The following is a 21103-nucleotide window of genomic DNA, read 5'->3' as shown; positions in this document are numbered from 1 at the left end:
CTAACAGTGTTTTACTGGGTTTCAGGCGCAAACATAGTTATAGCTGCTGTAAACGCTTAATGCTGGCAAGCAATGCCTGTTGTTGTTGATGGATGCTGCCGCATAAAGCGAATTGTGCCAAAGTACGCTTAAGGTTTTGCTGCGGTTCACAAACTTTGAAATAAACATTTCCGGCCAGATAATCGTTAAAAAATCGCAAACCCAATTCAAAAGGGATCAGCCAGATTGCATGATACAGATAGTCGTAATCATTGGCATTGAAAAAACTCCCCGCCTCTTGCAGATAGCTTTTCAAAATAAGTTGGCAGCGTTCCAGATCAAAATGGTTGTTTTTTTTATCATGGCAACACGAGCGCAAACAATCGCCTATGTCGTAATGCACCAAGCCCGGCTTGACGGTATCCAGATCAATCAAGCTGATTACCCGATCAGTGTCTGGCCTAAATAAAAAATTATTGAGTTTAGGGTCGCCATGTATCACCCGCTCACGCAATTGGCCATTTTGCCTGGCCTGTTCAAGCACATCGATCTTTGCAAAATGAGCCTCAATATAAGCCTGGCATTGGCGAAATGCGCTGTCGATGCTCACCAGTAACGGCTTTTCCAGTAATAGCTGATATTGATGATAATAATCGGGCGTGATGTGAAAACCCGGCAGCGTGTCGTACAATAAATTAGGCGACAAATCGCTGCAGAGGCGATGAAAATGGGCCAAAGCAAACCCAATTTGCGCCGCTTCATCGACATTTTGGATGCGCTCACGACTTTCAGCCGGGCTAATCAATTGTAATGCACGCCAAGCCTGCCGATTTTCATCCCGAAAAAACGGCTGACCTCCCAAGGTAGGGATAATCGCTGGTATCTTTAATTGCACAACACCAGCTGACTTTTGCTGGATGTGCTGTCCCAACTGATCCAGGTTGTGCATCACTTGTTGTGGATCTGGAAATACATGGGGATTGATGCGCTGCAACACAAAACTGTCCGCAGCAGCTTTAACCAGAAAGGTATCGTTAATCAGCCCATTACCAAGCGGCGTAATGGCCTGCAGGGCTTGGCCGGCGACGAATTGTCCGGCAACATGAGCTAATGTAGCGTTCAACGACCAGCGAGTTGTTGACTGAGTATGCGCAAGGCTTGACCACGATGACTTAAGCTGTTTTTAACCTCGGGCGCCAATTGTGCGGAAGAGCATTGATAATCAGATAGCCAGAATACCGGGTCGTACCCAAAACCGTTGCTCCCCATTGCTTGCATCAGGATACGACCTTCCCAGACACCTTGAGCGATGATAGGCGTCGGATCATTGGCGTGGCGCAGGTAAACCATCAGGCAAATAAAGCGCGCACTACGCTGCTCCATAGGTATGCCTTGCATATCAATCAGCAATTTATCCAAATTGGCCTGATCGGAGGCGCCAGTACCAGCATAGCGGGCAGAAAACACCCCCGGTGCGCCTCCCAAAGCATCGACCACCAATCCAGAGTCGTCAGCAATTGCCGGTAAATTGCAATATTTTGCCGCATTTCTGGCTTTGATAATGGCATTCTCGACAAAGGTAGAGCCGGTTTCTTCCGGCTCTACCACGTTGAATTGCGATTGCGGCAGGATCTTATCGTTTTGTAATATGGCTTGAATCTCTCGGATTTTGCCGATATTGCCACTGGCTAAAACAATGTTTGTCATAAAATTAACCTACAAATTCAGCTTTTGCTTTGATCAAAACTATTTGCCTCTTGCAGGGCTTGTTGCTGCTTTTCCAATAACTGCTTAATGCCATATTCTGCCAATTCCAGCATAGCGTTTAGCTCGTCTTTTCTAAAAGCATGCCCTTCGGCAGTACCTTGCACTTCGACAAAATGTCCAGCTTCATTCATTACCACATTCATATCGGTTTCAGCTTGACTATCTTCTGCGTAATCCAGATCTAGCACAGGAACGCCACCAAAAATACCTACAGAAACGGATGCAATTTGGCCATGTAGCGGATTTTTTTTGATACGTTTGGTTTTTAGCAAATGCTCGATCGCAATCGACAATGCCACAAAACCACCTGTAATTGATGCCGTACGAGTGCCACCATCCGCCTGAATCACATCGCAATCAAGTGTAATGGTATGCTCACCCAACGCTTTCATATCCAGCGCAGCACGCAGCGAGCGTCCAATCAAACGCTGAATCTCCAGGGTGCGCCCACCTTGCTTACCACGCCCAGCTTCTCTGTCCATCCGACTATGAGTAGAACGCGGCAGCATACCGTATTCAGCCGTAACCCAGCCCTCACCCTTGCCTTTCAAAAAACGTGGCACTTTGTTCTCGACACTGGCAGTGCAAAGTACACGGGTGTCGCCGAACTCCACCAACACAGAACCTTCAGCATGTTTGGTGTAATGACAGGTAAAACGAATATCGCGCAGCTGATTCGGATTGCGTCCGCTTGGTCTCATGATGATCTCGTAGAAAAATTGACGCATTATACTGGCTTTACCCAGCGAATTTTGAACTAACTCAGACTGATGTAATGCTATTAAGCAGTGGCTTGTTAAGGATTTTTTAGCGCTTGTGCCAGCTCGGCTACGCTCTGAGGTCGATCTTCCGGAAAGATTTCCATCGCCCAGTCGATAGCTTTTAGCAGATATTCGGGGAATTTACGCTTGTAAGCTTTCACCGCTAGCGGCAGGTTGTTTTGCTTGACACGATCGGTTGAGTTAGGCGGCACTTTTAAGTCCAGACAGGCACGCATGCTGGCTCCCACGGCGTAAATATCGGACCAGGGCCCAAGTTGGCCATGGGTATCGTATTGTTCGATCGGAGAAAAACCGTTGGTCAGTACTTTGGTACCTTGACGACTAGATCGATCGGGAAATTTGCGGATGGCGCCAAAATCTAACAGCAAAGGGTCATTATCTGCACGAATCAAAATATTAGCGGGCTTTATATCCAAATGCACCCATTGATGTTGATGGATTACCGCGATCCCGTTTAACAACAAACTAAATACGCTCAGCAAAAAAGACTCAGTGATAGGCAATATTTTTTTGTGCAGCATCCTATCCAAAGTGATGCCGTAATCATAAGTCATCACCATGTACACTGTCTCATTCGCCTGAAAAAAACTGATCACCTCGACAATATTGGGGTGCTTTAAAGTCGCTAGAACTTTGGCTTCCTCAAAAAACAAGGCTCGTCCTCGCATGAACATGGCGCGGCTTTCCTCACCATTGGAAACGACAATATTATTCCAGGTGCGATGTGCTAACTTTCTCGGCAGGTATTCTTTAATCGCGACCTGAACCTGATCTTCCAATTGCCTGGCCAGATAGACCGAACTAAAACCGCCGTGCGCAAGCTCCCGTTCGATCATGTAGTGATCTATAATAGTACCCGACTGCAAGTAGTTCCATTGCTGCGGGTAAGTTTCCGGGTCGTAATATTCGGCCATTTTATTTGCGATTCGCGGGCTGTCGTCCGATTATAGGTGAAAAATGATAAGAAGCATGACTGCGTTTGCCGATGGCGAAATTAACCTCGACAACCTGACTATTCTCTGCGAACTGCGGTCGGTCAATCATCGTTACAGTGATGTCAGCGTCAAACTACCCGAACGCCTACGCTTTGTTGAATCGGATGTGCGACACTTAATTGCCGGCAAACTCAAACGAGGCAAAATTGAGTGCACTTTGAGTTACAAGAAACAGCCCGGCAGTCAAAGCCTGACTATCCATACTGAAACGCTAGAAAAACTGCTGACAGCAACCGCAGAAATAGAAAAACGCATGAACAACCCGCAAGGATTTTCTGCCTTGGATGTACTGATGTTTCCCGGCGTACAACAAGAAGCGGAAACCGATAAAGAGCAATTACAAAAAAAAATCACTCACTTATTAAACGACACCCTGAATAAGATGCTGGATACCCGTGCACGCGAAGGCGCACAATTGGCATCACTCCTAATGGATCGCTGTGAAAAAATCGCACAACTGGTGCAATTGGCGAATAGTCGTATGCCGGAAGTATTAAACAATCTGCGAACCAAACTGATTTCCCGAGTCAACGAATTAGTTGCCGAACCTAATTTTGATCGCCTGGAACAAGAGCTGGTTTTGATCGCGCAGAAACTCGATGTGACAGAGGAACTTGATCGCTTGCAGACTCACATTGCAGAAGTATTGCGCGCCCTTAATCAACCTGAACCTATTGGTCGCCGCCTGGATTTTTTAATGCAGGAAATGAACCGCGAAGCCAATACCCTTGGTTCAAAATCAGCGGACCGTGAAATGACCCAAATATCGATAGACCTGAAAGTACTCATCGAACAAATGCGTGAGCAGATCCAGAATATTGAGTGATGTTTCAGGCTGCGTCAGACAATACATTCAAATAAACGGACAGTCATAATAGACCGCGTAATCCGAGGTTTTTCTCCCCTACATCCTCATTGGCAGAGGATGTGCCGTTGATAGAGAAAAGTTCCAAGTACGCCCTTCCCTTAAAAACATTTCATCAATCGCCTGATTCCCTTGTCCCCAGAACAACTCCAACAACAACTTTTAACCTGGTTCGACGAACACGGCCGCAAAGATTTACCCTGGCAGCAGGATATCACTCCTTATAGAGTCTGGCTGTCTGAAGTGATGTTACAACAAACACAAGTGACCAGCGTTATCGCTTACTTCAATCGTTTCATCACTCGTTTTCCTACCGTACAAGCACTGGCTGCAGCAGATCTTGATGAGGTTTTACAGCATTGGGCTGGCCTGGGTTATTACGCCCGCGCCCGAAACCTGTATAAGACGGCACATATCATTACTGATCATGGCGGCGAATTCCCACAAACGCTAACCGAACTCACCGACCTGCCAGGCATAGGCCGCTCTACAGCAGGCGCCATTCTCAGCATTGCATGCGGCCAAAGCCAACCAATACTGGACGGCAATGTAAAGCGGGTATTCGCACGCTTCCATGCTATTCACGGCTGGCCGGGTGAGAGCAAAACAGCCTCCCAGCTTTGGACAATCAGCACACAATACACACCGCAAAAGCGCAACGGCGACTATACCCAAGCCATAATGGATTTGGGTGCCACCTTGTGTACCCGCAGCAAACCAAAGTGCGAAAGCTGTCCCATAGCCAGCAACTGTCAAGCCAGAGAACTTGGCTTGATAAACCAATTACCGACGCCAAAAGAGCGCAAAGCCTTGCCGGTTAAACAACTATATTTACTACTGCTGCAGGATGATCAACAACGAATTCTGCTAGAAAGACGCCCTCCATCAGGTATCTGGGGCGGATTATGGAGTCTGCCAGAATTTACCGACCAGCAGCAGCTAAAAGATTGGTGCCTGCAACATGGCTACTTGCTGAACCAGATAAATACATTTCCTTCCCAGCGTCACAGCTTTTCACATTTTCATCTGGATTACACACCACTAATAGCCACCACGCAAAACCCTATAAACTATGTGATGGAAGCGGATCGTGCAGTCTGGTATAAAACTAGCGAAATAAAATTATTAGGGTTGCCGGCACCCATCAAACATCTGCTGCAACAACATCACACAGAGGATTAATATGACTAGAATGGTTAAATGCGTAAAACTAGGAGTGGAAGCTGAAGGCCTGGAAACACCACCGTTTCCAGGTGTAAATGGACAACGAATTTTTGATCATGTATCCAAACAAGCGTGGAAAGACTGGTTGGCCATGCAAACCATGATTATCAACGAACAACGCCTAGCCAGCTTTGATCCCGCTGCAAAAAAAATCTTAGAAACTGAGCGCGAAAAATTCCTATTTGCAGGTGGCTTCGAAATGCCCGAAGGTTATAAGCCAAAATAGGCTAATTGAACCCTCAAACACCGATAATTTATAACTTTAAAACCAAAATAAGTCCTTATTTTCTAACGGCACCATAATATATTGTTGCCTTTTTGAAAAAATCATATATAATGCTAATTCAACTGAGGGGTCGTTAGCTCAGCCGGTAGAGCACCGCACTTTTAATGCGATGGTCGTGCGTTCGAATCGCACACGACCCACCATCAAACGCTTTATAAATCAACCAGTTAGCTTTAGCGGGCAGCTGGTTTTTTTATGCCTGTCATTTTTCATTTCCGATTTTTTGACGATTTGACTTACCGGATCAGTGTAAGCTCTGTTCCGTGCCTATCGCCACAAAGCAATTCAACACACTCAATCAGTCGAGCGATTTCCGCTTTGCTGTATTGCGTGGTGATATGCCCCGCATGGTGCCCCAACAAGTCCTGGCGATCTTCAAAGCTCACACCCCCTGCGCGTAAACGCATACCGAACGTGTGCCTTAAATCATGCACACGAACATCAGCCAGATTGGCTGCTTTGCGCGCTTTTCGCCAAGCCCTGTTGTTCATCCTCTCTAATCGGTTACCTTTCAGATGAAATACAAACGCTGATTGATCCCGATAACGATCCACAATCGATCGTGCAACAGCATTCAGCGGCACGATGCGTTCATGGCCATTCTTTGCACGCTCTTCCGTGACAATAAACACTGACTCTTGAGTACCTGAAATCTTGGCTTCGTGCTCCCATTTCAAACCACATATTTCCTGATCTCTCAGGCCGGTATGTAGTGCAAATAGAGCCATGTCCGCCAAATAGCCTGGCATTCCAACGATCAGTCTTTCCTGCTCAACAACCGTTAGGGGGTGAGCCTTTCGCTTTTCCCCTTGCACGGTTGGCAGAAGCGGCGCACTATCCAACCAAGGCCTGCCTTGTTCATCACGCCACATAACCACACAGAGCTTTAAAACTCTACGAATGATGGCCATGTCCCGGTTCAGTGTTCCCGCAGAAATTTTAGCGGCCTTTCTATCTCGAATATACTGATCCAGAGAAGCCGAATGAATTTTCTGCAACGCGATTTGACCGATATACGGCATCACTGCCTTCAGCGTATCTATATCGCGATCCAAAGATCGTTTATGCCCATTTTCCTCAATGAAGCGACCAGCAGCCTCATCAAATGTTCTTTCTCGACGTTCACCATAAACCACTTCACTCCGGATCTCTTGTATCCGCTTTGCTAAGTATCGTTCTGCGGCTTCGAGCTCCGTTTCGCCACTGCTTTCGCGAAGCTTGACGCCTGCGACGGTTTTGTCGATGTGCCAGATGTTACCTTTCTTTCTAAGGCCGGGGGTTGATTTTGCCATGTTGATTTCTCCTGTGGCTTTTCCGGCTGCCCGTTCGCGGCTTTGAATATATCAGCCCATTCATCCAAGTCAAGCCTATCAAACAAGACCGATCTACCTGCTTTAAACTCAGGCACGAATGGTCGAACTAATGTATTGAAAACTGGTGTGCTCAGACCCAGATAAGCAGGTGCATCACGTTGCCTTATAAAACGGGGTAGAATCATGTCATTTCTCCGAATAAATTATTAATTTGCCGTCGCACTGATCTGTCTCTATGCGCTTCGATCGGAACTGACTTTATACTCAATGATTTTTTTGATATACAGACTCTCTTCCGTACGGGTTGGAAACGGTCAAAAAACTTAAAATTAAAGTTTTTTATTGGTTGACATCATTTAAAATGAGTAAGCAACAAAAATCGAACTCATCAGCAGCAATGATCCGAATACCCAGTTATCTAGATTGCTTCTTGGAAGTAGCTTGCTATTTAGGATTGCCATATTCGGAGGAAATGGAAAAAACTACTAAAATAAGAATCAAAGAACTTAGAGATTTTATTGAACAGGGGGGATATTTCACTAATTTTTATTTCAAAGAAGTACTTAAGTTGTTTGCAGAAAATGACAAGGAAAAAGAGGAGTTTATAGAATATTGGATCAAAATATCCGAAAGCCAAGTTAGGTTTTTAATCTGCCACAACTACTATACAATAGCGAGTAATAAACGGGGAATGTGGGCGCTTCTCGTTTACTATTACATACCTCATATCGCCTGTCTCATCAGTATTTTCAGTAGAGAGTTTAATATCCCTAGCTGCCTGAAAAATACCAATTTCATGTTACCCTATCCTGAGTCCAATAAAATTTTACGTCCTACTGAGAGACTTAGAAAAGCTCTAAAAGAAATTGAAAAAATGGTTAAAAAAAACAGCCTATTAGAAACGAACAAACTTTCGGCTTTATTTCAATATTTTCATGGATTCGATAAAACCGTTATTCCGAGCTACAAAACAAAACAAACAATCCTAAATGAACTTCGAAGCATCAAACAGTGTGAAATTAACCTAGATGAAATCAATTATCTCTTTCACGCAACCATAATCTCAGGAAACGTATATGAAAAACTAATTTCTTACTTTGGGGATGAGTCTACTGCACTAGAATTGGTCGAATACTTCAAAAAATGCCTATCGACGTTCGATATGCTCGCCACAGTGGACTTTGATCCCATCTTAATGTTTGATGATTTTCTGGCTAGCCATCTTGAACTTTATCAGTACGAATTTTTATTGACTAAATCCAAACAAGCAAACCCATTCGGGATTGAGTCAAACACACCTAACTCAACCTATTCAGAGTATAAAGACATTAAAAAATGTAGAGATGAACACAGAACTTACATTTATTCCGTATTCGACGCTTTTTTGAGAACCACTACCCATATAAATTTCAATCTCTTAGAGAAGATTGAAACAGAAAAATGTGACATAGGCATGTTTCGCTGTAGATTACCTATCGAAATGGAGGCAACTGACCATGATCATGAAGACATTATCAGTCTATTGTCAGAACTTGATGATATTTTCTCAACGCCCGAAGACAGGTTAAATGAAGACGAAATTAATGAAATATTTTTTAACATTAGGCATCATAAATTTTATTCAGCGTATGAGCATGAGTATTTTTACTACCTTGGCCTGAGTAAGCTTGGGGGAAATGACTTAACTGAGGCAATAAACCTACTAAAATTAACACTTCAAAAGTGCTCAAAAATTACAGCGGGTGAAACTCAAGTTAACGCTGCCAAGCTTTTAATAATACTCAAATTATTGACTAACGATAGAATCAGTTATCCACACCTAAATAGCGAAATAAACATGATCATCAATGCTGATCGGGAGCGTGATGTTTGTCTTATCGATTGCGAGGATGCAAAAAAAATAGAAAACAACCAAAACCAGAGCAGTCAGAAAAAAACAAACAAATATGAAAAAGAAACAAAATACCCAAAGTACCTATCAAAAAGAATTTATTTAGCAATGATTTCTACTGAAATCAGGCGATTCAATGTTGCTAGTTATTGTAGATTTGAAGGGGTCGAGCCTTACATATATAACCCATTCAAAAAACTAGAGTCTCTGGTTGCTGATATTTACGCATTATATGAAAATCAAGACAACTCATCAGAATCCCCAGAGTCAAGGATAAGGCATATCATTCTTCAGCTCATGAGTGTTAGAGGTGCTAGATACCCGATTAACAAAAATATCATTACGTTACACCAATACACAGCGAAGGATATTTTCAGCGGCATCACTTTCCGCGAAATTGCAGAGTTCTGTACCATAGGAAACTTTAACTCACCAAACATCATTAAACTTAGAGATGACTCTAAACTGTTCGGTTTGTTATCCGAAGCAATCAATCCTCCGGCTTCATCCCGTTCTTAAAAAACCTCAGTCACATATATTCTCTATGAGAACTACTTTCGGGTACTTTTCTGTTACCCGCGCTTCATTAGCGCTCAAACGTTTCAAATCAAAACGCTGATTATTTAAGCAATCAGCTTTCTTATCGTTCGGCCACTGCAGCTCCCATATCTAGCATCCACTGGATGAGGTGGTCGGCTGCGTGTGGTTTTTCTTCTGGAGGTTTCTTTATGAGTATTCAATGTCCGCTTTGTAAATCCGATCAGGTCATTACGTTAGATCAAGGTAAAAAAATCGGTGCTGTGGTCGGTACGGTCGGTGGTGCTGCCAGCGGCATCGCTGGAGCTATGACAGGCGCCGCCTCAGGCGCCGAGTTTGGTGTCACCGTTGGCTTGGTAGCGGGTCCGGCTGGCAGCGCCTTAGGCGGTCTTGCTGGGGCTATTTTCGGCGGCTTGATCGGTGCGGCTACGGGTGGCATTACCGGTGCCAAGTTGGGTGAAGTCGTCGATCAACGAGTACTGGATAACTACAACTGCCAGTCCTGTGGGATTAGCTTTAGCAGGGGTAGTAGTGATCCCGCTATCTGATGGCTTAGCGTTTCAATGGGTTATTGATAGTCAGTTTACAGGTTTTCCTTTCAAGCCCGTGTCGCGTGAATCGCGCACGGGCTTTTTGCTGTTTTGATCTTAAGGAGTTTAACAATGGCACATTTAGTCGAACAAATGGCTTATGTCGGGGAAATCCCCTGGCATGGTTTAGGTCATGTCTTAGCGCCCAAGCAACCTTTGGAAGTCTGGGCACAACAAGCCGGTATGGACTGGAAAATTCAAGAATCCGAGGTGCGCTTCATGGCTGATCAAGTCGGTCATTTGGGTAGCATCCATTCGTTTCCGGAACAAAAGGTCTTGTACCGTTCGGATAACAAGCAAGCCTTATCCGTGGTTTCGCAACGTTATCAAGTCGTGCAACCGCGCGAGGTGTTGGAGTTTTATCGCGATCTGACCGAGATGGCGGGCTATGAGCTGGAAACCGCTGGGGTATTAAAAGGCGGTAAGAAGTTCTGGGCTTTAGCTAAAACAGGGCAGTCGACTGCTTTGAAGGGCAACGATGTGGTACACGGCTATTTATTATTGGCCACGTCTTGCGACGGCACCTTAGCGACAACGGCCACACCGACCACGATCCGGGTGGTGTGCAATAACACCTTGACCGTCGCAGTGAATGGCGCCACTCAAGCGATCAAGGTGCCGCATAGTACCCGATTCGATGCCCAAGCCGTCAAGCAGCAATTGGGTGTGGCGGTATCGCAATGGGATGCCTTTATGTACCGGATGCGTACCTTGTCAGAACGTAAAGTGAAATCGCATGAAGCGATGAATTACTTTTTACGGGTATTGTGCGATGTACCTGCCGGGCAGACTGAACCCGCAGCACTCAGCAATGAGCGAGCCTTGAAGAAAGTACAAGGCTTGTATGACGGTCAAGGCCACGGTGCCGAACTGGAAGCAGCCAAAGGCACGGCCTGGGGTTTGTTGAATGCGGTGACCGAATACGTCGACCACGAAAAACGGGCACGCAGCAGCGAAAGTCGCATGGATTCGGCGTGGTTCGGCCAAGGGGCGACAATCAAACAGCGGGCTTTGGATGCCGCACTGCAACTCGCGGCGTAAAGCGTTTCTCTTTTTATAACCTTAAAACCCGCACACATTTAGCCACACCACATAACGCCTGGTCAGCTTGTGGCTGACCGGGCGTTTTTGTGTCTGTGCCTATGGCTGTCGCTTGTTCGGCGTCAATACGCTTTGTCGCGGTTCACTTTTCATTTTCCTTTTGTACTGCATGACTGACCTGAGTCAGTCAGGAGACTTTTTATGCAACCTGTTTCACCTTTAGGCTTTATGGCCACCGAAACCGCCGGACACTATCAAACTCATAGGCCCGTGAATGCCGAGGAGATTGTCGCCATGGCCAATCGCTTGATCCGGCGTAAGTTTGCCCGTGGCCGCGCGATGACTGACCCGTTAGCGGTGGCCAGCTATTTACCGGCACAACTGGCGGGGTTTGAACACGAAACTTTTTGGGGGCTGTTTCTGGACAATCAGCATCGCATCCTGGCGTTTGAGCAATTGTTTAGCGGCACCTTGGCTTCGGCTTCAGTGTATCCGCGTGAAGTGGTGAAGCGAGCCTTGCAGTTGAATGCGGCTGCCCTGATCTTTGCGCATAACCATCCGTCCGGTACGGCAGAGCCCAGTCAATGTGACCGGGCGATTACCCAGAAGTTGAAAGAGGCCTTGACCTTGGTCGATATCCGGGTGCTGGACCACTTTGTGGTCGGCGGTGATGAGGTCACTTCGTTGGCGGAATTGGGCGCTGTGTGAGCAGGCAGATTCTCTTCTGCTTCTGACCGCACCGAAACACCGGCCAATTACTCTCTTTTTTCCCTTTCGATCCCTGGATTCCTCGCTTGGCTTAAACGCTTATGGCTTGAATTCACGCCTTTCAATTGTTCACGATTTTTGGAGATTATGATGACTCAACCTGCGTTAGACCCCGCAGCATCCTCTGCTGCAAGCAAACCCCGTCCAGCCTTGCGCTTGGTCGGCACGAAAGATTTACCCCGCGAAGACTGGCTAGAAGTCAGAAAACGCGGCATTGGTAGTTCGGATGCCGCAGCAGCTGTGGGTTTAAATCCGTATAAATCCCAGCTGGAACTGTGGCTAGAGAAAACCGGGCGGGATGACAATCTGCCGAAGATCGATCCGCACGATGAAGAGAGTCCCACCTACTGGGGCAACCTGTTAGAGCCGATTGTGGCGGCGCATTACACGCGGCGTACCGGTAATAAAGTCCGGCGTATTAATGCCGTGCTGCAACATCCGCATCCCGGTCTGTTCTGGATGTTGGCCAATATCGACCGGGAAGTCATCGGTTGCGACGAGGTGCAGATTCTGGAATGCAAGACCGCTGGCATCAATGGGGCGAAGCTTTGGCGAGACGGGGTACCAGAGTATGTACAACTGCAGGTACAGCATCAATTGGCGGTCACGGGTAAGCAGTCAGCGGATGTAGCAGTTTTATTGGGTGGCCAGGAACTGGAGATTTATCGCATTGAACGCGACGAAGGGTTAATCGGGCGTTTGATCCAACTGGAACTCGCTTTCTGGCGCTATGTGGAAACGGACACGCCACCGCCTGCGGACGGTTCGGAATCCGCTGATTTGGCGTTGCGGTGTTTGTATCCACAGGATAGCGGCGAAACGCTGGATTTCAGTCAGGATGTACCGCTGTCGGCCACCTTTTCCGACCTGGTCAACGTCCGTCAAAGCTTGGCGGAACTGGAACAGCAGGAAGCCTTGTTCAAACAATCTCTGCAGCAGGCCATGGGTGACGCCAGCAAGGCGCTATTCGAGACCGGTAGCGTGACGTGGAAGAAGGCCAAGGACAGTCTGCTACTGGATAGCAAGCGCTTGTTGCAGGATCAGCCGGACCTACTGCAGCAGTATGCCACCACCAAAACCGGTAGTCGGCGTTTTCTGATTCAGTAGTGACGCTGGTTTCTGCTTGATCAGTCGTTCACGTTTTATTCAACTTCAACCATCGATCAAGCGTGATGAACACGCTTGATCGTCATTCCGTTTCATCAGTCGAATAGGAGATAGCACCATGTTAAAAGGCTTAGCCATTACCCCGCCGATATTAGGGCGGATTGCCATCGGTAAGGTCGTCGAAAAAGACGGTAAACGCTTACCGATGAAAGAAGACCAGTTTACCCTGACCAGCCAGTTACAAAATCGGGATGGCTGGATACTGCATCCTTTCGATGACGCCCTGCGCAAAGCGCAAGGGGGTAAGATTCGCAGTATTCCGATCCGCTTGCTGTTTAACGAACCAGATTTGAACTTTCGGGCCGAATACAGTTTGTTCGACCGCAAAACCGGTCGACCGCTGTGCGTCGGCGATGGCGAGCGCTGTAAGCGCCGTAGCAGCGACGGATTGGTCAGTTTACCCTGCCCAGCACCCGAAGCCTGCCCGTTAGCCCAGGGCGGCGCCTGCAAGCCCTACGGGCGTTTAAACGTACTGATTGGCGATGATGATCCGTTAGGCAGTTTCATCTTCCGCACCACGGGCTTCAACAGCATCCGTACCCTGGCGGCGCGTCTGGAATACTTTAAAGCGCTGTCAGGCAATCGCTTGTCCTGCCTGCCGTTGGAACTGAAACTGCGCGGTAAGTCTACCCGGCAAAGTCATGGTTCGGCGATCTTCTATGTCGATATCACCTTACGCGGTCATCAAAGCATGGACGAGGCCTTGGCTGAAGCCAAACGCCTTGATGAGGAACGGCAGGCCAGCGGGTTTGATCAAACTGCGCTGGATCAAGCGGCACGACTGGGTTTTAGTAATGGCGCGTTTGAGGACAATGAGGAGGATGGCTCTGCGGTGGTGGAGGAGTTTTTCCCAAGTGAAGAAGCCGATAGAACGATTAAAGCCAATCCACACTCGCAAACGACAGAAACAGCAACAGCACCGGAGTCCGATTCCTTGACCGCGAAACTGGCGGCTAAAGCGCGGAATTTGGTAGAGGCCACCTAGCGTTGTCCCAGAAGATTTAATCGAGCGGGATGCCGGAACGCTAGTGGGCCGCTTAAAATACGTACCAGGCCAAGGCCTTAAGTGGTCTACCTATTCGTAACTAACTAAAGAAAAATATTTCTGTAAAAACACCCTGTTTTGGCCCGTGATGGGTGCCAAAACAGGGTAATTTTTTTTCTTTAGTTAGTTTGTTGTTAGGGAAATGATGAGTGACTGGCTAAGCTAATTGATCTGAAGAAGTACGCTGTGGCACGGTTGCCATCATGCATGATTACGGCGGGTATCCCCTTATTTTCGAGTGGCAGCGCCAGGAACACACGAAGCAAACAAAGCCCATGTGATTAAACACATGGGCTTTGCGCCGTCATCCTGATCAAACAGGGTGATTTTTTTTGTTTGGTAAACCTGTGGTTTTCACTGCCATATTGCTTGTTGAAACCAATTCTTAGTCGGCTCCTATCGGCCAATTTGCGACATTCAAAGATTTTAGCGTATGACAGCAGGAAATCCGAAAGCAGTCGCTTAACGTAGAGCTAACCGGGCGCGGCCCAGCAAGCTGAATAAACAAAACCGCATTATAACCGCGCTCCGGTTGAGCGCCATGTAAGACATTACGCTCAATGCCCCACTGTCGTTGAAGAAAGATTTAGAACTACCACGCCCGAAACTATTAGCGCGATGCCAACCAGCGCCCCGGTGCTCAGTGATTGATGATAGATGAACCAACCAACTATTGAAACGAGCACAACACCGACACCAGACCAAATGGCATAGGCAATACCGAGTGGAATGGTGCGTAGGGTAAGTGAAAGAAAATAAAATGCCGAGGCATAGCCAATAACGACTAGCAACGAGGGCCAAAACCGAGTAAACCCTTCGGCTGCCTTGAGAGCGGAAGTGGCAAAGACTTCCGACATAATTGCGATAGCTAAATATAGCCAGTTCATAATTTCATATGTCTAACGTGATGTATACGACATCAGATGTCCAATAATCCAGTGCATTTGTCGTATAACTCCAGTTGTTTATGCTTAAATAATCGATTTATAGATAAGTTATAATTCAACACCCCTGTTGGTGTTGAAAAATACGACACTAAAAAACATACAGGAAACTATATCATTCCAAACAACTTGCATCTAAGCAATAAACTCTGGAATTCTATTCGGCTTCGATCAGTCTATCTTGTGTCGGTCTGCAATGAGAAGCTGAGCTGCCAGTCAAAAAACCGTCCGATCAGGCCGCTTAGGGTCGATAGCGATAATTCACCACCTCCGATACCTGCCATACGCAACAATAAACCAAAGCAATAAAATATTCTAATTTGAACGTGATCAACATCATCAATCACGTTCATCATGTCACGCAGTCACGCGCTTCAACGCTTCTATTTAAAAATGTGGTGTTGCTGATTGCGAACAGGGACTACCTGGTAAGCGCCGTAGCGGCGACAGGCGCGTCATCTTGCCTTGTTCAGCACCCCAAACCTACGCGTTAGCTTGGTGCGACATATGCAAGCCCTACGGGCGTTTAAATGCAGTGACTGGCGACAATGATCCGTTATATCCTCTTCCGGAAGCAGCGTTGACATGACCAGTCAATGCCACCGTATGTTCTCAAAGCTAAGACTTCAACAACTCAAACACCACCTTAGCAAATGCAGTCGCTTTAGCTGGATCAGACAATAGCTGCATCATCTGATTTTGATGCGCTTCGCTACTATCCATGATTGCGTCATCTACTGCTTTGCCAAAATTGCCTAGCATTGCTTGCTCAGCACTGTTATTGGCAATTTGACTCATGACTAAACTGTTTTCACTGACTTTGTCTCGGATGGTGTACGCGTAATTGACGAGATCATTTTTTGACAGGTTATCAGTAATAAACAGCTCGTTCAAGCGGCTAATAATCTGCGACAGGAGTTCTTCTTTTCTGTCTCTTGGTTTCGCTGTACCCAAATCATCCCCAGGCACCAGCTTATAGTCCGCCGCATCTTCTTTTAGCTTCAAATCCTGCTTTTTGATAATCGCCAGCCGGTAATGACTGAGCGTGACATTATCTAAATCGATGCTATCTTCTTCCATAAAGGTTTCGCGCAGCAGCGGACGCAGATTCCGCGCATACAGACTGAGCTTTTCTAAGGCCTTGTCGTCATAATCCACAATTTGCGACATAAACTCATAAAAGCGCACGAAGGAGCCTAAATCCTTTTTAAAGATTTCCAGGGCATCTTTTTCTTGCTTGCATTGTTTGAAGCAATTTTCAGCATTGGCAATCAACACGGGATCAGCTGTTTTCTTGGTGCGATCAAACATTTCTTTTGCTTGCTTGTACGCATCAACCGCCGATTTGTAACGTTTCTGCCAGCGATCAACCGCCGGTTTGCAAATATTGGCCAGTGCTGCATTGCTTTTGCTTTTGACAAAAAACGCTTCACAAAACTGCTCCACTTCCTGCCAGGTAAAAATATTGGCTGCTCGCAGCTTGTCGTATAGATCAAAGATTAAATCCGGATCAGAGACATCAGCCAGTTCAGCTGTTTGAAAATAAGGCTGAAACGCTTTTAGAATATCGTCTGGCTCGTTAAAAAAATCTAATATGAAAGTGCCGGTTTCCGCTTTGCCGGGATAGTTGCGATTGAGTCGTGACAAGGTCTGCACACATTCCACACCACCCAGTTTTTTATCCACGTACATGGCGCACAGTTTGGGTTGATCAAATCCCGTTTGGAATTTATTCGCAACCAGCATGACTTGATAATCATCGGTATCAAAGGCTTTACGCATATCGCGACCTTTGAGATTTGGGTTCATGGTGCTTTCGCTAAACTTTTCACCAATCAATCCATCCGTGTTGGGATCTTTGCTATTAAATTCCACCTCACCGGAGAAGGCGACTAGCGCATGAATGTTTTGGTAGCCTTTAGCCTTAATGTACTTGTCAAAGCTCAGCTTATAACGCACGGCTTCTTTACGAGAACTGGTGACCACCATCGCTTTGGCTTGTCCACCTAATAGCCCCATCACATTGTCTTTAAAGTGCTCCACAATAATCTGCACTTTTTGCGAAATGTTGTAGTCGTGCAGACGCACCCATTGATTGAGTTTGACCTTGGCTTTTTTGCTCTCAACTTCCTGATCAGTGCCTTGGATTTTGAGTGCCAAGTTATAAGCGACTTTGTAATTGGTATAGTTTTTTAATACATCCAGAATAAAGCCTTCTTCAATCGCCTGACGCATACTGTAGACATGATAAGCTGCAGGCAGATTTTTTGTTGAAGGTGCTTCGTTTGGATCAGGACAGCGACCAAACAACTCTAAGGTTTTGGTTTTGGGTGTCGCGGTAAAGGCAAAATAACTCACATTCTTGGATGCACGACGCGAAGCAAGGGCCGCATCCAAAATATCTTCTGTCGTGATGTCTTCCTCGTTATCTTCCGTCGCTTCAATCATCAACACTTCTTTCAGCTGCCGCGCAGTAGAACCGCTTTGCGACGAATGCGCTTCATCCGCGATGATGGCATAGCAACGCTCTTTTAAGCTGACGCTGTTTTCTATTGCTCGCAGTACATACGGAAAGGTTTGAATCGTCACGATGATAATCGGTTGCGATTTTTCCAGCGCAGCCGCTAGTTTTTCAGACTTTGATCCGTCACCTTCTTTATTGTTGATGCGTCCGACCACACCATCCACATGTTCAAACTGATAGATGGTGTCTTGCAACTGATCATCCAGCACCGTTCTATCGGTCACAATGATCACAGAATCAAATTGCTTATGGCCGTTGGCATCATACAGCGACGACAGTTGATGCGCAGTCCAAGCAATAGAATTGGATTTACCGGAACCCGCGCTATGTTGAATCAGGTATTTGTGCCCAGTACCTTCACTGCGAGCAGCCGTAAGCAGTTTGTTGACCACATCCCACTGGTGATAACGCGGAAATATCAACGCCTCTTTCTTGTACTTACGGCCTTCCCAGTCCTCTTTTTCCTCAATCTGCAGATGAACAAAACGCGCCAAAATGTTTAACAAATTGGCAGGCACTAACACCTCGTTCCACAAGTAATCCGTCGCGTATTGATTGACATCGTCTGGAATATCGTTACCCGCTCCGCCATCCTTTGTACCCTTGTTAAACGGCAGAAAAATCGTGTTGGCACCTTCCAAGCGAGTAGCCATGTAGACTTCATATTGACTCACCGCAAAATGAACCAACGCACCGCGCTTAAAGGTTAATAACGGCTCAGGCTTTTTGGTGATGGGATCAACCGCATGACGGGTAGTTTTGTATTGCTTGATGGCATTGTGTACCGCCTGTTTGAATTCGGACTTTAACTCTAAAGTCACAACAGGCAGACCATTAACAAACAATACCAAGTCAATCCGCCAGGCTTTAGCTTTTGACCCTGTATCAGAACACTGCTGTGCAGTGGCCCAAGGGCTATACACCAGCTCTGGGACAACACGACAACGATTTTTTTCATAACGCGCCAAGGTCTCTGGGTTTAAATCATGCTCAGGTTTAAACTGACACAAACTGAAGCGCGTACCACGATCGCGCAGTTCATGACGCAATACACCTAAGGTACCAAAGGTGCGCATTTCTTTATTGGCGGCATTGGGATCGGATTTATTTAGCTGACTCGCAACCCGCTCTAAAAACTTTTGTTCTGGATGATTGGGGTAAAGCGAACAGAATTTTTGCCATTGGACATCTTGAGTTTCCTGTACAAAACCCAGCAAGTCTTCAGGATACAACGCACATTCACGATGGTAGTTTTCAGATTTGCCTAACAACCAACCATTAGCTAGCAGATGCTGAATAATGTCGTTTTGAAACGGCAATTCATTTGCCTTGTTATGTCCGTATACGTTACTCATGCAGCTTCTGAGGTATTGGTTTTCGGTGGTTGCCAGTTTCTGACATCTATTTTGCCTGTGACTGCTGCGGAGATTAGGGCGGTGCGACGTTCTTGAAGCAAACTAATTGAGTCCTGGGCTAATTGCTCCGAGTTTTCAAAAACTCTTAACTGTCGATCAAGGAAATCGTCAATTTCAACCTGCTCTGCAACTGAAGGAACTACCACGTTTATTGTTGCTAGATTGCTTTGATCAATTGTTGTCATTGTTGTGGTTCTTGATCTACTTACAAATTCTTGTGAAACAGATAAAGAATTAAGGTATCTAATCAAAAATTTTGGTGACATCATTTGTTTATTAGGCTTTGCATTAACAATATGGCATTCAAAAACAACATTTTCATGGTCTTCTAAAAAACATGCTGATCGCCCTATACCCTCTAGTTTTAACGATGACCGGACAAAAAATATGTCCCCACTTTCTACCTTATATAGCTTTCTTTCTTCAGCCGAAGTAATAACTCTATCTAGGCTTTCCAATTTAATAAAATTATATTCCACATATAAATCGCTAACATTTACTAAAAGACTACCAGAACCAAATTCATCTTTTTTCTTAAATAAGCCATTCTTTACTTGGTCAACTAGCAAATATTTCAATCGTATAATTTCCCAATGCTCAGGCACTTCACCCAACCACTCAACCCCAGAATCCCGCATAGGCACATCAGGATTTAAACCTTTAGTCACAGCATGACTAATCACTGCCTGACGTTTTTCTTTTAACAGTTGGATGAGTTGTTGTTGTTTTTCAATCAGGGTGTCTATTTTGGCGGTTTCATAATCCAGAAAGCTGGAAATTTTTAATTGTTCATCATAAGGTGGAGTTATAACGCGTATATTTCCTAATAATCCACGACTAATCCTTTGCATTGTAGCTCCACGAGCCAAATCTTCTGTATGCTTAAAATATTCTTTGCAAGAAAATAAATGTACTACATACTTTCTGAAAAACTTGCTGTCTGGCCTAAAGATTACATTATCTACAGAAGTTACAATCCTTGAATTAAGGTTAGGAACAATACAGGCACGGCCGATCGGCAGATTTAGCCTAGATACTAAAATATCGTTTTCAAAAACTTCTGTGCAATTAAGTTCTTTAAATTTTTCTTCTGTGATGTATCCGCCGCCTTGTTCTTTATAATCGCCTATGCCAACATTTCCTGTTGTTATATAACGTATATCATCTCCCGATATATCTTTGCTTTCAATCCAATCACCATCTAAAAATAGTGAGTTTTCATCTAGTGCCATATATTTAATTGGGACGCTCGTCCAGTGAGCGGGAGCTTGATTCAGCCATTCAACCCCAGAATCCTTATACTCTGGGTAAGCCTGATATTTCATGAGCGCGATTCTTCACTAAATGGATTTAACAATTTAACGCCACTACGTTCAACATCACGAATATTCCGAGTCACCAGGGTTAAATCATGAACCAAAGCAGTCGCCGCTAAAAACCCATCAATAACCGGCATTTTGTCCGGCACATTGATATTTCCCCAACGGTCAGCAATCGTTTGCGTAATCGGCAAAATAAGACGCGCCGAGGCTTGCTCAATTTGCTTAAGCCATTCTTCTAAAGCGGTTGATGCCTGTATATCGCGGCGTTTAAGCTGTTCGATACCCTGACGAATTTCCCCTAAGGTTAAAACCGAAATATACAGTTGATTGCTATCAGCATTGGTAAACCAGTTTTGTACGCCCACGTTAGCTTTTAAGCCTTTGCGTAATTCCGATAGCACATTGGTATCGATTAAGAATCCCATGATACTGTCCGCCCATAGTCCAAAGAACGCGCAAAATCTTCATCGCTCCCCACATCGGGCATTGAGCCAAGTAGGTGTTTCCAATGACTGTTATCGTTTTTTGTTTTGGAATCATCAACCAGTAACAAAACCCGCAGCGTCACGCCATCCGGAATATCATCAGGAACCCGAATGGTATGTTGAAAAGTGGTCGCTTCAAATTCTATGGCTTGCATGGTCAGTG

At 45.7% G+C, this 21103-nt stretch carries 20 protein-coding genes and 1 tRNA gene; 10 read left to right on the top strand and 11 right to left on the bottom strand.

From position 1 onward, the window contains the following. Positions 1 to 37: 37 nt before the first annotated feature. The 4 genes from A1359_RS08530 to A1359_RS08515 form a co-directional block, all read right to left on the bottom strand. Positions 38 to 1102 carry a phosphotransferase enzyme family protein gene (locus A1359_RS08530; protein ID WP_066980978.1) on the bottom strand — a complete coding sequence of 355 codons (1065 nt, stop codon included), beginning with the start codon at positions 1100 to 1102 and terminating at the stop codon, positions 38 to 40. Beyond that, positions 1099 to 1686, bottom strand: coding sequence for an RdgB/HAM1 family non-canonical purine NTP pyrophosphatase (gene rdgB / locus A1359_RS08525; protein ID WP_066980975.1), 588 nt, complete (start codon positions 1684 to 1686; stop codon positions 1099 to 1101). The genes A1359_RS08530 and rdgB overlap by 4 nt, the downstream gene beginning before the upstream one ends. Before the next feature lie 17 nt (positions 1687 to 1703). Further along, positions 1704 to 2447, bottom strand: coding sequence for a ribonuclease PH (gene rph, locus A1359_RS08520; RefSeq protein WP_066981322.1), 744 nt, complete (start codon positions 2445 to 2447; stop codon positions 1704 to 1706). A 95-nt stretch (positions 2448 to 2542) separates the two neighbouring features. Beyond that, entirely contained in the window at positions 2543 to 3442 is a 900-nt protein-coding gene (locus tag A1359_RS08515; protein ID WP_066980972.1) for a serine/threonine protein kinase, read from the bottom strand. Positions 3443 to 3485: 43 nt separating this feature from the next. Here A1359_RS08515 and A1359_RS08510 point away from each other — a divergent pair, with 43 nt between their 5' ends. From A1359_RS08510 to A1359_RS08495, 4 genes are all read left to right on the top strand, one after another. Further along, positions 3486 to 4349, top strand: coding sequence for a YicC/YloC family endoribonuclease (locus A1359_RS08510; RefSeq protein WP_066980969.1), 864 nt, complete (start codon positions 3486 to 3488; stop codon positions 4347 to 4349). A gap of 171 nt (positions 4350 to 4520) precedes the next feature. Then, entirely contained in the window at positions 4521 to 5570 is a 1050-nt protein-coding gene (gene mutY / locus A1359_RS08505; protein WP_066980966.1) for an A/G-specific adenine glycosylase, read from the top strand. A 1-nt stretch (position 5571) separates the two neighbouring features. Next, positions 5572 to 5838: an oxidative damage protection protein gene (locus tag A1359_RS08500; protein ID WP_066980964.1), complete on the top strand. Its 267-nt coding sequence runs from the start codon at positions 5572 to 5574 to the stop codon at positions 5836 to 5838. Between the two features lie 127 nt (positions 5839 to 5965). Continuing rightward, positions 5966 to 6041 (top strand) — tRNA-Lys (locus A1359_RS08495). Positions 6042 to 6134: 93 nt separating this feature from the next. On the opposite strand, the gene A1359_RS08490 is transcribed toward A1359_RS08495, so the two are convergent. Further along, complete coding sequence (locus A1359_RS08490) at positions 6135 to 7190, bottom strand: tyrosine-type recombinase/integrase (protein ID WP_066980961.1); 1056 nt, start codon at positions 7188 to 7190, stop codon at positions 6135 to 6137. A 382-nt stretch (positions 7191 to 7572) separates the two neighbouring features. On the opposite strand from A1359_RS08490, the gene A1359_RS08485 reads away from it, so the two are divergent. The 6 genes from A1359_RS08485 to A1359_RS08460 all read left to right on the top strand — a co-directional run bounded on the left by A1359_RS08485 (position 7573) and on the right by A1359_RS08460 (position 14190). Beyond that, on the top strand, positions 7573 to 9621 hold the full coding sequence (locus tag A1359_RS08485; RefSeq protein WP_157200508.1) for a hypothetical protein: 2049 nt from the start codon (positions 7573 to 7575) through the stop codon (positions 9619 to 9621). A 209-nt stretch (positions 9622 to 9830) separates the two neighbouring features. Then, entirely contained in the window at positions 9831 to 10187 is a 357-nt protein-coding gene (locus A1359_RS08480) for a hypothetical protein (RefSeq protein ID WP_066980956.1), read from the top strand. A gap of 114 nt (positions 10188 to 10301) precedes the next feature. Further along, complete coding sequence (locus A1359_RS08475) at positions 10302 to 11270, top strand: DUF932 domain-containing protein (protein ID WP_066980952.1); 969 nt, start codon at positions 10302 to 10304, stop codon at positions 11268 to 11270. 201 nt (positions 11271 to 11471) lie between these two features. Beyond that, positions 11472 to 11978 (top strand): RadC family protein, encoded by a 507-nt coding sequence (gene radC, locus A1359_RS08470; RefSeq protein WP_232322161.1) that lies wholly within the window; start codon positions 11472 to 11474, stop codon positions 11976 to 11978. A gap of 150 nt (positions 11979 to 12128) precedes the next feature. Continuing rightward, a complete protein-coding gene (locus A1359_RS08465; RefSeq protein WP_066980949.1) occupies positions 12129 to 13145 on the top strand; it encodes a YqaJ viral recombinase family nuclease in 1017 nt (338 codons plus the stop codon). A gap of 118 nt (positions 13146 to 13263) precedes the next feature. Next, positions 13264 to 14190, top strand: coding sequence for a recombination directionality factor (locus tag A1359_RS08460; protein WP_066980946.1), 927 nt, complete (start codon positions 13264 to 13266; stop codon positions 14188 to 14190). A 617-nt stretch (positions 14191 to 14807) separates the two neighbouring features. On the opposite strand, the gene A1359_RS08455 is transcribed toward A1359_RS08460, so the two are convergent. From A1359_RS08455 to A1359_RS08435, 6 genes are all read right to left on the bottom strand, one after another. Then, a complete protein-coding gene (locus A1359_RS08455; RefSeq protein WP_066980943.1) occupies positions 14808 to 15137 on the bottom strand; it encodes a DMT family transporter in 330 nt (109 codons plus the stop codon). Positions 15138 to 15370: 233 nt separating this feature from the next. After that, on the bottom strand, positions 15371 to 15547 hold the full coding sequence (locus tag A1359_RS22735; RefSeq protein ID WP_198159301.1) for a hypothetical protein: 177 nt from the start codon (positions 15545 to 15547) through the stop codon (positions 15371 to 15373). 265 nt (positions 15548 to 15812) lie between these two features. Further along, on the bottom strand, positions 15813 to 19073 hold the full coding sequence (locus A1359_RS08450) for a type I restriction endonuclease subunit R (RefSeq protein ID WP_066980941.1): 3261 nt from the start codon (positions 19071 to 19073) through the stop codon (positions 15813 to 15815). Next, on the bottom strand, positions 19070 to 20458 hold the full coding sequence (locus tag A1359_RS08445) for a restriction endonuclease subunit S (protein ID WP_066980939.1): 1389 nt from the start codon (positions 20456 to 20458) through the stop codon (positions 19070 to 19072). Before A1359_RS08445 ends, A1359_RS08450 begins: the two co-directional genes overlap by 4 nt. Then, the gene (locus A1359_RS08440) at positions 20455 to 20880 is read right to left on the bottom strand and encodes a type II toxin-antitoxin system VapC family toxin (RefSeq protein ID WP_066980936.1); all 426 of its coding nucleotides are present in this window, start codon (positions 20878 to 20880) and stop codon (positions 20455 to 20457) included. Before A1359_RS08440 ends, A1359_RS08445 begins: the two co-directional genes overlap by 4 nt. Beyond that, positions 20868 to 21095: a hypothetical protein gene (locus tag A1359_RS08435; protein ID WP_066980933.1), complete on the bottom strand. Its 228-nt coding sequence runs from the start codon at positions 21093 to 21095 to the stop codon at positions 20868 to 20870. The genes A1359_RS08440 and A1359_RS08435 overlap by 13 nt, the downstream gene beginning before the upstream one ends. Positions 21096 to 21103 lie beyond the last annotated feature (8 nt).

Source organism: Methylomonas lenta (assembly GCF_001644015.1).
Classification (GTDB): Bacteria; Pseudomonadota; Gammaproteobacteria; order Methylococcales; family Methylomonadaceae; genus Methylomonas; species Methylomonas lenta.
Note: the sequence above shows the minus strand (reverse complement) of the source record. Positions and strands in the feature narration are given on the sequence as shown.